The organism is Paenarthrobacter sp. NPDC089322, from assembly GCF_040684895.1.
Lineage (GTDB): Bacteria > Actinomycetota > Actinomycetes > Actinomycetales > Micrococcaceae > Arthrobacter.
Genome location: NZ_JBFBGW010000010.1, coordinates 19246 through 33328, shown reverse-complemented (window position 1 = coordinate 33328; position 14083 = coordinate 19246). Strand labels below are relative to the sequence as shown.

Sequence of the window (14083 nt, the reverse complement as noted above, 5' to 3'; positions counted from 1 at the left end):
CTATGCTGTGATGAGCTAGGGGTCGCACGTGCTAGGTGTCAGGGCTCAGTTTGATGCGCCGAGCACTTCACCCCGCTACGCAAGAGCAGCTCCGTAGCGGGCGCCCATTGCTGTGCGGATCGAGGTCAGGTCCGTGAGGGACAGAGCGGTTGGGTAAGTGATGACCTCGTACACGTCCAGGTTGCCGAAAATAGCCGTGGACGCCCGGCCGATGGTGACTTGGGAGTGAACACCAGTAGAAGCCCCGACTTCCGCGGCGGTCCCATCGATCGCGTAGCGGGATGTGGTGGACGTCGCCGCGAGGCTGAAGACGTGGTACTTGGGCTGGTTCGGGTTCACCGACACGAACTTCGAGGACGTTCCCGAGATCGTCAGCGCCGTGGTGTCCGCCGTCGTCCTCTTGGCATACGTTCCACCAGTGTGGAAAATGCCCTGCTCCGTCCCAGATGCGGCCTTGACCCTCGCCACGACGACAAGTGTCTGCACGTCAGAAAGCCCGGAAGCGGTGAGGATGTCATCCACGCCGTCAAACCGGACACACCGGTTGGCGTACTCGTCCGTCTGCATCGTCGGTCCCGTGCCGTTGGCTGACAGGGCGAGGGTGCCTGTGGTCGGCGTGAACGCTGAAAGCACGGCGGCGTCCGCTGGGGTCTGCCGCTGCGCCAGCCACCGGTGCGTGTACCCTGCCACACCCGTGGAATGGTCAAGGAACTTCAACGATGCGGAGTCCCCACCGGTGAAGTTCGTCGCGAAAGTCCGCTTAGTCGTCATGCTTTAACCTCAATAGTCTTGGCGGATTCGCCGGTTTCGTTGGTCGTCGATAAACGAGCCCACAAAGGGGCGGTGGCGGTAAGGCCCGTCAAGCTGTGGGACAGTGTGATGGGCCCGTTGAGAGTCTGCGGGACCCAGGAGGCACCGTAGTCCGTGGAGGTGTCAAGGTTGAACGAGGTGAACCGGCACGGCGGGGCTTCCCAGCTAACGACCGCTGTGGTTCCCGAGCGTTCGATCCGGACACCGTGCGGGGCGATGGGGTTGTCCCCGGTCACGTTCAGCCGCGCCCGGTACAGTCCCTCGTTCGCCATGATCTTTCCGCGGACGGCGTTGCCTTCGGGGCTGTAGTGAATCCGTTCCCCGTACTTACCGTAGTCTTTCGGACCCCAAACGTAGGAGGTGCGGGTCACGCGGCGGGGCGTGTCCACGTGAGCGAACGCGATGCCTTCCGTGCTGGAACCCGGGCCGCCTGCGGCGATTTCCTCCGGGGTCATGGAGCCGAGGATAAACGGCAGGTCGGATACGCCGACGTCGGCGCGGAACTTCCCGATCATGTAGTCCAGTGCCGTGGCGTACTGGGTCTGCGTCATGGTGGCGCGGTCGTTCTCACCCTGCGACCAGAGCGCAGCCAGCAGCGTCCCGCCCGTAGCGGACAGTGCCGCCTTGGTCTGGTTCACGGCGTTGGTGTACAGGTTCGGGGTCGCCGCGGAATCCGGATCCCATGTGCCATTCGCGCCTGGGGTGAAGCCTGATGAACCAACAGCGGTAGGGACAGCCACCACCACTGCTTCCGGGTTCTGCTTCGCGAACTCAAAGCAGAAGTTCAGACCAATCGATTCCCCGTGCGTGAGAGGAACGATGATGGGGACGCCAGTGGTTGCGTTCCACACCATGAGCTGTGAGGACAGTTCCCGGACCTTCACCGTGGAGGCGTCGTTCCACTTCCACAAAGCGTTCGACTGGCCAAGGATCGGGACGACGTACACGTTCTTGCTGAACTTCACCCCACCGCGGGTGAACGTATCCGTCTCTAGTGCTCCGATGTAGACCGTGCCATCGTCCTTGATGCCCCACGCGATCCTGCCGGAAGCGTCCGTCTCAACGTGCATGAACCCTACTGGGGCGACTGGTTCGAGTACGGACTCGATGCCCATTCGCAGGAGGTCGATCCGGGCGTGTGGGAGGTGCTTGGTGCCGTCCGCGAACGTACCCTCACTAACCTTCCCGGAAGCGTCAGTGACCGCTTCCAGATAGTCGTCGTTTGGGGGAGCAGTTACAGGGGCCAGCGGGTCAGTCCTTCGGACGGGGTTAGCCTCGTCTACTTTGGCTTCTGCTGCCGCCTCCGCCGCAGCAATGGCTTCGGCGCTGAGCGGGTCACCTGGATCGCCCTTAGGGCCTCGAAGGTCGGCAATCGGTACCCATGCCATCAGCTGTTACTCCATTCGTGAAGGATGCCCGTGTTGAGCGGGTTGGTCATGTCAGTTGGGTCCGATTTCAACCATTGGAGGAAAGGACCGGAGTATGGAGGTTCGCTCAATGACACGAAGACCATCCGAGTGTTTGTCGGGGGCTGACCGAACAAGTTGGAGAATGATCCGCCACCCGGGGGGACTTGAAGTTTCCAGTCAGGAAAGTCGGCCTTGACGTAGTTGCCCGCGGCGTCCAGCCACTGAATCGATATGGTGTACCAAGCAAGGTCGTGCATGTCCGTGGTGGATTGCAGGTTTACCGTGAACGATCCGTCAGATTCCGGTACGACGGTTTTGGGTTCGGTTGGGAGCATCACCCCCGCTTTCGCGTTGGGCGCGTTCAGTGTGAAGTGAATTTCGGGGTACTTACCTGCGAGGTGACCACCCCCAACGTCGGTTAGGTTGCCGGTAACGTTTGGCATGTCGCCTCCTGGGGGCAAGAGAAAAGCGCCCCCGGCTTGGGAACGCTTGGAAGTATGAACATGTGGGGGCGTGGCTTAGTCCGTGATGTCTGCCACGGGTTCTAGTTCGGCCCGCAGCTCAGCTATGATCCGGTCCTTGACCTTGTTCCGTGCGTTCGCCGTAGCCAAAGCCAACTGCGCATCAGCCAACGCTTGCCGGAACTCGCCAACAACCGAGTCATGCATTAGCTGGAAATCCTTGGGGTCCATGAAACCTCCGGTGTATTAATTCGCGGAACAACCCGCTAGGATTCGGGCATGGGGAAAATTGGGGGACTCGCCTTACTCTCGGCGTTTGTACTCGCGGGGTGCACTGCCCCGGTCGCGCAAGACGTGCCATCAACTCCCGCTGTGACAGCCGAGGTATCTAGCCCAAAGTCGATCACCAAAGACGGCCAAGCGTTCGACACCACAAGCGTCAGCTTCAACTCATCGGCAGTCGATGACTTCGCAGCCGCGGCGGCTTCCATCCCGGGGTACTCCAAGACCAGTGCTGATGCTCTTGCTGTGGTCGGTCGGGACCTGTGCGAGCACTACGCCGGCGGATTCACTACTGAGGATCTGCGGGCCGCGAGTCTGCCAGGATACGCGGATTCGACGGCGCTGCTGGGCGAAGCGGCTATGGCAACTGTCTGCTCTACGCCGTAGAGCGGTAGATCATCCCGCCTTCACTGACATAAAGGTTGGCAGCGTTCGACGTCTCTGGCAGGCTTCCGACAAAGTACGCTCCGACGCTATTGAAGACCATCCCCCGTCCGCCGCCGCCGATATCTGCTTGACTCGTAGATACCGTGACAGCGCCACCACCGGAGCCGGACTTCACGAATTGTGCCCCGTTGGGTGTGGCAGCAACGTAGGTACCGTTCGCAAATCGAAGACTCCCATCAAAATAGTTGGGATCAATCGTGACATCACCTGCAACGATCTTGCCCGTGGTCACGTCCAGGTCATTCTTTAACGTGGTCACTCCCTCCACGGACAACGTCCCCGTGGTTTTCATCGGGCCATCCACGTCAAAGGTGCCGGTCACTGTCGTGTCCCCGGTGATCGTCGTAACACCATCAAGATCAGTCGGACCAGTCACGGTGAAGTCACCAGTCACCGTGGTGTTTCCTTCGATGGAGGCAACACCAGTTACCGTGAAGTCCCCAGCCACGTCGGTTGGGCCGTTGAGGTTCACGTCACCGGTCGCCGTGAACGTGCCCGACATGGCTATCTCACCCTCAGCGATCAGCGTCCCCGAGATAGTAGCCGAGCCGCTGACGACCAGCCCGCCGTTCTCAATCGTGATCCCGCCGCCCCCATGAACACGGATACCACCACGACCAACCGCGGAACTGTTCATATTAGATGCATGCTCAAGCGCCCGGAGACGCCGGAAAATGTCAGCGAAGTTACCCATATATACGTTATCGATCTGCCCCACGGTCAGCCGCCTATCATCTGCATCTGCAACGTAATCCAATGCCTGTCAAAGTCGAACTGGATCAACCGCCAGTTATTCCACCCAGCACCCAGGAACCGGAACCCGGTCGTCTTCACCCGGCACGTGCCGCCAAGGATCAAATCACCAAGCTTCACCGAACCACCAACAGGGATACGGAAACTGAACTGCTTCGTCGTCTGATTCGCGGAGTACAGGTCAGCCGTTGCGCGTTCCTGCAACTTAACGCCTTCGTGGATGTCCTGATAGCTGGAAACCCGCTCAAGCGCCGGAATGTCATCAATGAACAAAGACGACGAACGAGCAAGCACGTCCTCGCCCTGACCCTCGCCCGTTGCGATGACCCGGTTAGCGACCTTCTCAGCGTTCGTCCTCAACCTTGGCTGGAACACTTCGGACTTCTCAGCCGTCGCGTCCCACTCCCAAAACCCCGTCGTCAACTCACCCGAACGCATCACCCACTCAAGGGTCTCCGTGCCAGCAGCCCACCGCACATCGAAGTCCACATATGGACCCCCGTACGTGTTCATGATTTCCTGTAGCGCGTCCTCAACAGTGACGAACTTATAACCCTCATACGTTCGCGAGTGCGTACCAGCAACATCGGCAGACATAATCAAAGGCAAGTCGTAACGTGCAGCCGGGTCACCATCCATGCCCTTAGCAACCACAAGGTTAGCCAACGTCGCGAGTGAACGCCCCGTCCAAGTCAAAGGCGGACCAGCCGGCGCCGTCCCATCACGGTTTGCCAGCAGGTAACGCCTCGCCAGGATCCACCAAATGTCATAGTGCGTGACAGTTACCGTGCCCGAATCCAGATCCTCGTCAATGTCAACGATCAACCCGGCATAAACCGCGTTGCCGTCTTCCTCCGCAACAAGGATCCGTTCCAACGGGGCAATAGATTCGAGCGTAACAACCTCAGACACGTCCGGATCATTGACCTTGAACACCGCCGAACCACTACGCCCCGCATTCAACGCACGCGAACCAGTGAACTCAAACGCGGGCATCTCAATCTTGCTACCCCAAGTCGCCGTGCTCACGGAAAAATACCGCATCATCAGCGACTCCTAAATGTAAGTATCAAGCAGCGTTAGTGTCGCTGTACCTGTCCCCGTCGTGATCGGCTCAATGGAAAGCGCGGTCGCGATGCCAGGTGTGACCAGGGGAGTGAAGCCCCACCCGAGCCCGCCATGAACAATCGACCCGTTAATCCGCAAGCGACCGTCGCCGTAATCGATGCTGTGAGGCTGACCGCTAACGAGCGGCTGTGACACAGTGAAGATCTGGCCCTTGATCGTCAGGATGTACCCACCGGGCATCGAACCAGAAACCAAGAACCGGGGAACCGCGTTGTAGTTACCGCGATGGAAAATACCGAGCGCGTTAGACCCAACAGAAGCGGACCATTCCCGCGACTCCCCATATTTCCGCGGGTCAACGAACTTCAACCGGATCTGCCATTGAGCGAACTTGTCAGTCACTGGCAGGAACTTCGCGCCGCTGTTCCGCTTGCCATCAGCCCACAACGTTGGCCCGTGACCAGCAACCGTGAACCGCCCAAACATCGGGGAAGCGAAATACGCCTGAGCCTCATGCATCTGCTCATGGCTGTCAGTACGCAAACTGCCCGAGAGAGTCAGAAGGCGAGCCTGGTTATACGTCGGAAGGTCGAGTTCGCCATCAGCGTCAGGCCGGTCAACAACCTCACCCTTCGTATCCGGCGAACCCCACCAATCCTCCATACCACCAGTCACGGCCCACTCACCAAACCGGTCAACACCAGAGAACGTCCTAGCACCCCACGTAATACGCTCAGCCACCAAGACGAACCCCCTGCTTCTGCAACTCGAAACGGATCAACCCCATAGCCTCATCCGCAACCTCACGCGGCGCCGTCGTCCCATGCACATTCAACTCAAGAGACACAGACGCGCCCACAGGCGACACAGCAGGAGCCGCAACAGCACGAGAAACAGGAGCAGCAGCCGGCGCATACTGATAACCCACCCCGCCGCCAGCCTGTAGCTGCCTACGGAACGCATACACCGCATCCTGACCGCCCATAGCATCCACATCACGGTCAGAAAGCACATGCTCACCAGGGGCCAGCAAACGCAGCTCAGAGTCAACACCCTTCTGACCTCGACCAACCACAGCACCACCAGTAGCCATAGGCGCAACCTCGCCCGGACGATGCGGATCAAGCCCGCCGCCGATTGACATCAAATACTGCTTCTGGATCTGTTCAATGGTCTTGATGGTCACAGTCGCAGACTTACCATCAAGTTCCTCGGCCTTGCCCTTAATCTCTTCGAGCTTCTTCGACGCCTGATCCTCAACCCACGTCTTGATCGGAACATCCTTGGGAATGCCAAGAGCCTTACGCGCCATCGTGTCCGCCGCGTCACCAGTGATACCGAACTGACCAGCGGCAGCAATCAAATCGTCATAACTTGCTGACAAACTAGCCTGCAAAGTGTCCTGAGCCGCAGCCGAACCCTGAGCCGCCAACGTCTCCGCAGCCTGAGCCTCAGCCGTAGCCATAGCAGCCTTAGCCAAGTCGTTATAAGCCTGACGATTAGCACGGCCCTTCGGTTCGTTCTCATCCAGGCTCTTACCGTTCTTCGTGATCGACTCAGTAACCGCATCAATAGCAGCCTCATACGCGATCACCGAATCAGACGCCGACAAATGCAACAGACCAGCGTTGAACAAAGCCTGAGTGAACTTCTCAATGTTCGTCACAGCCCCGTAAGCGCTGAGCCCAACATCCTCAAGACCCTTCGCCATGTCCTCCGTGATCGGAGACAGGTCGCCGCCCTTAGTGATGAAATTCTGCGTAGCTGTCGTAGCGGCCTGCATCGACGCGGGAACCGTACCCAACGCGAAATCAAGCAACTCCTGTTCAGTCAGAGTCTTCCCCGACTGATTAGCCAACCCAACAAGCGCTTCCCTGTAACCGGGCAGGTAATCGAGTGCTTCCTTCGCGCCCTTGCCGTTCTTCTCAAACTCTTTCGTCAACGCCTGGAAAGACTTAGCCGCAGTCTCCCCGGCGCCGTTCTTCGCGAGGTTACCCATCTCATCGCCAAGCCCCCTAAGCCGGTCCTCCAACTGCCCAATCTCACCCTTCGGCAAACCAAGCAGATTCGTGAACCCCTCAAAGAACTTATTACCCGCATCATCGAACGTCTGGTTACTGAGCCGCTTCACGGCATCAGCCATGTTGTCGATGTTGCTGACCGCGATCCCGTTTACCTTGTCGAAATTCCCCATCGTGGAATCAAGACCAGAGATAGCGTCCGTGCCCATCATCGCGTTCTTCTGCAACGCAAGAAGCGCTTGTCCGTAATCCTCAGCAGACTTCGTATGCTTCTCACTGAAGACAGCAGCCGCGATCTGCAAAGCAACCAAAGCACCAACCGCGCCACCAGCAGCCTTACCCACGTTACGGATAGCCGTACCAGCCTTAGACCCAGCCGGCGCAACCTTATTCAGCGACTCATTGAACTCAAGGAGTTTGGGCAGCCCGGATATAACAGCCCCCGCGAGTAAAGCCGTCGCACCAGTCATGCCAGCGATGCCGACAGCCGCGTTCAAAATCGGCGCCGGGATCTTACCGATAGCGTCAACCAGATCCTCAGCACCCTGCACCAGACCACGCAAAGACTGAGCCGCGCCCTCACCGCCCTTGATCAAGACCGAATCAAACGAGCCGCCCAGCTTCTCAAGATCACCAGCAAGGTTGTCCTGCTTGATGCTCGCAGTGACAGCCGCGTAACCAGACTCATTGACCTTCTCAATCCAGTCATCAATACCCGCGGCGCCCTGCTCATACAGAACATTCGCGCCACGGATAGCATCAGTACCGAAAATCTGAGCCAACGCCTGATCACGGGTTGCCTGAGACAACCCGCCCAGCTTCGTTTTCAACTGCTCAGCAAGATCCGAAATCCCAACAAACTTGCCCTGAGCGTCATACGCCGACAACCCAAGCTCGGCCATCAGGCTCTTAGTTTCCTTCGCCGGGTTCGCCAACGCCAGGAGCATCGTCTTGAACGACGTACCAGAATCAGACCCGATCAAACCCGCCGAAGCGAACGCCGCCAGCGTGCCCGTCGTATCCTCAACCGACAAACCAAACTGAGACGCAACAAGACCAGACTGCTTCAACGCATTACTGATGTCCTCAACCGAACCCTGCGCCTTACCAGCACCAGCCGACAGCAAATCCGCAAGGTGAGGGATGTCCTGCCCCGACAACTTGAACTGCGTCAAAGCCGTAGCCGCTATCTCAGCCGCGTCCGCAACCTCAAGAGAACCAGCCGCAGCCAACGACATAGCCCCAGCAAGACCACCCTTAAGGATGTCCGCAGTGGAAACACCAGCCTTAGCCAGCTCATCAATCGCCTGCGCCGCTTCCTTAGCGGAAAAGGACGTGTCAGCACCAGCATCAATAGCAGCTTCACGCAGCAAGTCCATGTTCGCGGCAGTTTCATGCGTGCTCGCCCGCACCGTAGCCATAGCCGCGTCGAACTCCATGAACGACTTCACAGCCAAACCAGCACCAGCGATCAGAACACCGCCCGCGACCATCGACGCTTTGCCTACACGGTCGAAATGTTCCTCACTCTCCCGAGCGAACTTAGCCGTCCTGCTAGCGAAATCAGAAGCCGCCTGCTGCGCCGTCCTCATCCCCGCAATAAAACCCTGAACACGGGCCTCAAGCGCAATAGAAATAGACCGGTCTGCGATGGTAACCACCCCTTAAAGACGGCGCCGTACCCTACACTTAGCGGCATGACGGAAAAGACGGCGACCGAGAAAAGGCGACCAGGAACAAAACTGCTCATCATCGGATTAGTGCTAGCTGCAATAGGGCTATTGCTCGTCATCATCGGGTTCTCAACAACCCGCGTCACATTGCAGCCGGGAACATTCCGCACCATCGAAGCTCCAGGCGCGCCAACCCCGGCAGCGTGGATAATCCTCGCAACAGGGTTAGTCCTCGCAGCAATCGGATTCGGGAAACGAGTGCTCGCCGCGATCGAAAAACGCTAACTACTCCCGCAACCGCGGAACAAACAACAACGCCTCAGAACCAGGCTGATCACGGTAAGCCTCAGCAGCACGACCCCGCGCAGTAGTCGCATGACAACGAATCGGCAACCCAGCGTCATACTTCATCTCGTTCGCCGGATCCGTGCACAACGACAGAGGGCCCCCACACTTCGGGCACAACCCAGCCCGATAATGCATCAAAGCCAGCACAACAGTCTGCTGCGACTCGTCCCACTCAGGCTCAGGACGGGACGCGACCACACGCCCCAACTCGTCAAACTCAAACGTTGTCCGCGGCTCCCACCCATGAAACCGCTTCAACGAAATACCAAGCGAAAGCGCCGCTTCTACATCTGATCTGAGGCCTGGATCGTCCTGTAGGCGCTGAGCGAAAAAGGGACTTCATTCCGCCCCTTATTCACCCGCAACACAGCCATGACGAAATCCTCATACTGAGAATCAGTCATGTCATCCGCCAGCGCATCCCACTCAGTAGCGGGGTCGAACTCCAACGCCTCGCCGGCCTGATTCTCGACCGCAGCGATGCAAGCCGGAATAGCCGCAACCATCAGAGTCTCAAGGTTGAACCCGTAAGCCTTATCGGTGGCGTTACCCTCACGCGGGGCATGCTCAGCAACAAGATCCTGCCACGCCGAACGCTTCAAACCACGCACCAGAAACTCAACCGTCGAAGCTTTCATTTCAGCCTCAACATCAGTGACCTTCTGCGCCAACTGCTTCAAACCACTATTCAGGCGCGCATCACCCAGCGACTTCGTACGCGCCGCGTTGAACTCAGCCTCAGCCGCTTCATGCGCCGCCTTCAAATCACCGTCAAGGCAGAAAGAAACCCGCGTCTCAGGACGCTTAACCGTCAAAGTCATTACTACTCCAAAGAAAATGAGCGGGACGAGTGGGACGTGGAGCCTGCCTGCCCCCGGTCCCACAACACAGGGGCAGGCAGGAGTAACGCGGGAAGGGTTACGCGGCTACAGCCACGCCCACCTTCGTCTCGCCAGTCACGAACAGCTTCTGAGCCGTCTTGAGCACCGAGTTAGCTTCTGGGGGAAGGTCGTTGTACTCACCCGGTTCAATCGGGTACACAGTAACCTTGTCCGTAGCGACAAGCGCCGTATCGAACGCCTTGCCGCGCCGGATCACCATGAACTGCTTGGCGCCAGGAACAAGAGTTTCCTTCGCCTTGTTGTACAAGTCCTCATCCGGGGTGTTCGTGTTGTCGATGTACTCGACCTCAAGGGAACGCTGAGCGCGGCCCTTCTTCTCGTACGTCTGCGTAGAGCACAAACGCTCATCCGCGATGACCTGCTCAGACAGCGAAGGCTTAAGCCCCGAAGCAGTCAGGTAGCACGAGATATCCACCGCGCCAACAGCCGTCACCTCAGCGACAGTAGGGGCGTCAGTGTTGGCAATCGCGGACACCAAGACAACCTTTACGTTGCCGTCCGCCGGGGATGCTGGGATGTCAGCCATTTTCAGTTTCCTTCTTTTCGGCCCTCAAGGGCGCAGAGTGTTTCGGCAAACGAGGCCGATCAGCCGGCGGATACCGGTCAGACTTCACGAGCTGATAAAGCCCAGCGCCGAGACGCCAGTCATCCTCAGGCACGTCAAATTCGTGGCGCGTCGATGGGTCTTTGACACGAACAAACAAGGGGAGCCACCTTTCAGTGGGCAACAAAAAGGCGCCGCCCTGGCGCCAGTAAGATTTAAGGCCTTCGGGAACCTGTCAGGATCCAATCGAACGGCTGATACAACGGATGATTCGTGGTGCCGGGGATAGTCACGTCATCGTCAGGCTGAATCGGCTGCTCATTCGGCACAGACTCAATCGCCCCAAGAGTCCAACCAGCAACCACAGGCCGCTTACCCTCAAGACAATCCGTGAGCGTCTGAGCAATGATCCGCACCGACGCCCCAGTGAGCCCAACAACCGTCGTCCGGGAACGCAGATGCCGGGACAAAACCGCACGGGAATTCGCACGATCCGCCACAGTCGGGAAATTCGTAGTCACCAACACGTACGGAAACGAGGGAGACGCCGGCACCTTATCCGGATACACGGTCACGCCAGTTATCAGCGCCTCGAAACCCTTAGCCAGGGCATCACCAGTCACAATTGATCCGCCCATCTCGCAGCCAACGCCTCAAGCTGAGACACAGTACGCGGTTCCTCAGACCGCAGCGGCTTATCAATATCGCCGGAACCACCACCACGACTAGTACCGAAGTAATAGATGTTGCCCAATGAACCACCACGACGGCCCTTATCCGGACCAATCACATACCTTGCCCTGCCTGGAAGATAATGCCGGTCATACGAAATCGAACCAGCCATGCCCTTGAAATGCTCCGACGCGCTAACGTCCGCGGCCATCTCAGACTTGATGTTCTGCGCACCCTTCTTAAGCACAGCATCAACATCATCCAAGGCAGACCCAGCGATCTTCCCAAGGTTCTGCGACAACTGCCGCACTTCCTCAAGACCATCCATTAGCTGGTGACCTCCCTGACCGGCAAACGGAACGCCGTATCAAACGAATCCGGCGTAAAACCATCCACCCGATACACCTTGCCAACAAGCTGCGGTGTACGCGCCGCCGTAATAGTAACCACGTCATCATCACGCACATCCGCAGACTCAGCCGGCACATGCACCTGCCTTGATACGACAGTGAACGAATGACCACCAGCCTCAGGACTAGACACACTCGAATCCTTCGACTGCACCTTGCACCTGCCGGCATAAACCAGCGTCGACCCGTTCGTAACCACGCCCGTATCAGGATCCGTGATTGGCTCACCAGGGCGGGTGATAGTGCACGCGTCCAACATCAGGGACTCGGCAGCAGCACGACCCATCGCCAGAACGTCACTCACGGCGCCCCATACGGAGTAATCGTGAAAGCTTCCTCCGACGAACCCGGCAACAACTCAGCCCACTCCGCATCAGTCAACTCAACCGAACCAGGAGTACCCTCAATCCAAGGCTCCTCAGACACCGAATAGTCATCAACCGACTCAGTACGCCGCTTCAAACCCTTCGGATTATTCAGATGCCGGATGATCGCCCTGCAAATCAGCCGCTTCAACGTCCCAACCGTAGGACGCCCCGCCTCAATCAGGATTGGAAGCGTCGGGATCTTCTCAAGAATCTCAGCCTCAAGATCCTCAATCCACACCGCAACCTGCGCCGACTGCGCCCCCTCAAAGGTCTGCCCATAGCGCACCTCGACATCAGCAACAGTCGCATACGCCATAACAGGGCCCCTTAGCTACGTGATCTACGTGTACGCCGTACTTGAGGCTTCTCCGGGGTCGCCTCAACCGGGCGGGTTTCAGCATCAGCATCAACCCAACCCTGCGAGAGGTAGTGCGCTGCAAGGTCACCCTCACAGCGCACCACCGTACCCGCGTCCGGATGAACCAGACGCGGCAAACTACGCCACGGCGTCGGTGTACTCAACAAACGCGGCAGTGTCATTCACAAGCCACCCGTACTCAGCCTCAGCCAGGACAGCAACAAGGTTGTTCTCAAACAGAGAAACAAGCTCACCGTTGATCGTGACCGTAGCCTCAGTGGACACCTTGTAAGAGATGCCACCAACAGCACCCCAAGCCGTCTGCGACCAGTCACCACCGAAACCAAGAACAGAACCCGTGGCGTTGTACACACCCTCACCGATGAAAGCGGGACGGGACAGCACACGGCCCTGACGGAACGGACCAGCCGTTTCCGTCGTAGGGGAGTCGATGTACAGCGGACGACCATTGCCGTCAACAGCACCGTTCAGAAGCGGCTCCATGCGGTCATCGAAAGCGAACCCGGAAAGACGCTTACCATCGTCAACCAGAAGCTTGAGGCCGGCGTTGATGTCACCATGAATGCCACCGGAAGCAGCAGCCGTGGTGCCAATCTCAACCGTCTTCGTGGTCTGAGCAACATACGTGGAGAACGGGGTGTTCGTACCATGCAGAGCAGCAGCATCGAACGCGGCAGCGAAAGCATCACCAACCTGATTACGGATCAGGTTCATGTAGTTGCCAGGGTTCGCACGAACAACTTCCGCAGAGACAACCGCGATAGTCGCGATCTTCTTCGGATCCATGTTCTTGAGCGCCAAGGCACCCTTAGAAGCAGGCTTCTGAGCGCCTTCCGCGACCCAACCAGCGGAAAGCTTACCGGTCACAACCGGGATGGACTTACCGTTGATACCAAGCGGCACCTGCGGGGAAAGCTGCTGAACAGCAGACGAGCGTGCAGCACGCTCAAAGATAGCCGCGGACTGTTCGCGGTTAAGGAACCCGGAAAAATCCGAGGTCGTAGTAGCGGCGGTAATCGCCATGTACAGCTCCTAAGAGAAGGGCATCAAGCGATGCCAAGCTTGGATTTAAGATCCGCCAACAGCGGGTCGCCGTTGAGCGCGTGAGCCTGAGAACCCTTCGAACCCTGCGAAGGATCCGGCTTCGGGGTGCCGGGAGTACCCAACCGGGAAATCAGAAGGTCAGCCTTCGCGGCAACTTCTTCCTCGGTATCGCCCGTCAGGAACTCCACCAGATCAGCCGGCAACCCCTTAGCAAGGGCAACCTTCGAGCGGGTGTTTTCAGTGCGCAGTTTCGCGAGTTCAGCAGCAGCCTCATTGGCCGCGTTCTGAGCCTTCTCAAGCTCAGACAACTTCTCGTCCTCGAAGCCCTTGAGCTTCGCCGCGTACTCAGCGGCGGTCTTCTCAGCAGCCTTGCGGGCATCGCGCTCCGCTTGCAGTGCCTTAAGCCCGCCGTCCCCAAGTTCCTGGGGTTCGGTAGTGGTTTCAGCCGCGGGTGCGGCCTCCGTGGTGGTTGTGTCTTCCGACATGTGTTTG

General features: G+C 58.3%; 16 protein-coding genes. 1 reads left to right on the top strand and 15 read right to left on the bottom strand.

Annotated elements, in window-relative coordinates:
• Positions 1-75: 75 nt before the first annotated feature.
• From AB0N65_RS11870 to AB0N65_RS11855, 4 genes are all read right to left on the bottom strand, one after another.
• Complete coding sequence (locus AB0N65_RS11870) at positions 76-771, bottom strand: hypothetical protein (RefSeq protein WP_364161387.1); 696 nt, start codon at positions 769-771, stop codon at positions 76-78.
• Positions 768-2198, bottom strand: coding sequence for a sialate O-acetylesterase (locus AB0N65_RS11865; protein WP_364161385.1), 1431 nt, complete (start codon positions 2196-2198; stop codon positions 768-770). Before AB0N65_RS11865 ends, AB0N65_RS11870 begins: the two co-directional genes overlap by 4 nt.
• A complete protein-coding gene (locus AB0N65_RS11860) occupies positions 2198-2662 on the bottom strand; it encodes a hypothetical protein (RefSeq protein ID WP_364161383.1) in 465 nt (154 codons plus the stop codon). Before AB0N65_RS11860 ends, AB0N65_RS11865 begins: the two co-directional genes overlap by 1 nt.
• Positions 2663-2737: 75 nt before the next feature.
• Positions 2738-2887: a hypothetical protein gene (locus AB0N65_RS11855; protein ID WP_364161381.1), complete on the bottom strand. Its 150-nt coding sequence runs from the start codon at positions 2885-2887 to the stop codon at positions 2738-2740.
• A 72-nt stretch (positions 2888-2959) separates the two neighbouring features.
• Here AB0N65_RS11855 and AB0N65_RS11850 point away from each other — a divergent pair, with 72 nt between their 5' ends.
• Entirely contained in the window at positions 2960-3349 is a 390-nt protein-coding gene (locus AB0N65_RS11850; RefSeq protein ID WP_364161379.1) for a hypothetical protein, read from the top strand.
• On the opposite strand, the gene AB0N65_RS11845 is transcribed toward AB0N65_RS11850, so the two are convergent.
• The 11 genes from AB0N65_RS11845 to AB0N65_RS11795 all read right to left on the bottom strand — a co-directional run bounded on the left by AB0N65_RS11845 (position 3339) and on the right by AB0N65_RS11795 (position 14076).
• On the bottom strand, positions 3339-4127 hold the full coding sequence (locus AB0N65_RS11845) for a hypothetical protein (protein ID WP_364161377.1): 789 nt from the start codon (positions 4125-4127) through the stop codon (positions 3339-3341). The genes AB0N65_RS11850 and AB0N65_RS11845 overlap by 11 nt on opposite strands.
• A 2-nt stretch (positions 4128-4129) precedes the next feature.
• Positions 4130-5209, bottom strand: a complete 1080-nt coding sequence (locus AB0N65_RS11840; protein WP_364161375.1) for a hypothetical protein — start codon at positions 5207-5209, stop codon at positions 4130-4132.
• A gap of 9 nt (positions 5210-5218) precedes the next feature.
• Positions 5219-5974: a hypothetical protein gene (locus AB0N65_RS11835; protein WP_364161373.1), complete on the bottom strand. Its 756-nt coding sequence runs from the start codon at positions 5972-5974 to the stop codon at positions 5219-5221.
• Positions 5964-8912, bottom strand: a complete 2949-nt coding sequence (locus AB0N65_RS11830) for a phage tail tape measure protein (protein WP_364161371.1) — start codon at positions 8910-8912, stop codon at positions 5964-5966. The genes AB0N65_RS11835 and AB0N65_RS11830 overlap by 11 nt, the downstream gene beginning before the upstream one ends.
• Before the next feature lie 644 nt (positions 8913-9556).
• Positions 9557-10093: a hypothetical protein gene (locus AB0N65_RS11825; protein ID WP_364161369.1), complete on the bottom strand. Its 537-nt coding sequence runs from the start codon at positions 10091-10093 to the stop codon at positions 9557-9559.
• A gap of 97 nt (positions 10094-10190) precedes the next feature.
• Positions 10191-10700 carry a hypothetical protein gene (locus AB0N65_RS11820; protein WP_364161367.1) on the bottom strand — a complete coding sequence of 170 codons (510 nt, stop codon included), beginning with the start codon at positions 10698-10700 and terminating at the stop codon, positions 10191-10193.
• 637 nt (positions 10701-11337) lie between these two features.
• Positions 11338-11718 carry a hypothetical protein gene (locus AB0N65_RS11815; protein ID WP_364161365.1) on the bottom strand — a complete coding sequence of 127 codons (381 nt, stop codon included), beginning with the start codon at positions 11716-11718 and terminating at the stop codon, positions 11338-11340.
• The gene (locus AB0N65_RS11810) at positions 11718-12104 is read right to left on the bottom strand and encodes a DUF6093 family protein (protein WP_364161363.1); all 387 of its coding nucleotides are present in this window, start codon (positions 12102-12104) and stop codon (positions 11718-11720) included. Before AB0N65_RS11810 ends, AB0N65_RS11815 begins: the two co-directional genes overlap by 1 nt.
• Positions 12101-12484, bottom strand: a complete 384-nt coding sequence (locus AB0N65_RS11805; protein WP_364161361.1) for a hypothetical protein — start codon at positions 12482-12484, stop codon at positions 12101-12103. Before AB0N65_RS11805 ends, AB0N65_RS11810 begins: the two co-directional genes overlap by 4 nt.
• A 180-nt stretch (positions 12485-12664) precedes the next feature.
• The gene (locus AB0N65_RS11800; protein ID WP_364161359.1) at positions 12665-13570 is read right to left on the bottom strand and encodes a phage major capsid protein; all 906 of its coding nucleotides are present in this window, start codon (positions 13568-13570) and stop codon (positions 12665-12667) included.
• Between the two features lie 23 nt (positions 13571-13593).
• On the bottom strand, positions 13594-14076 hold the full coding sequence (locus AB0N65_RS11795; RefSeq protein WP_364161357.1) for a DUF4355 domain-containing protein: 483 nt from the start codon (positions 14074-14076) through the stop codon (positions 13594-13596).
• Positions 14077-14083 lie beyond the last annotated feature (7 nt).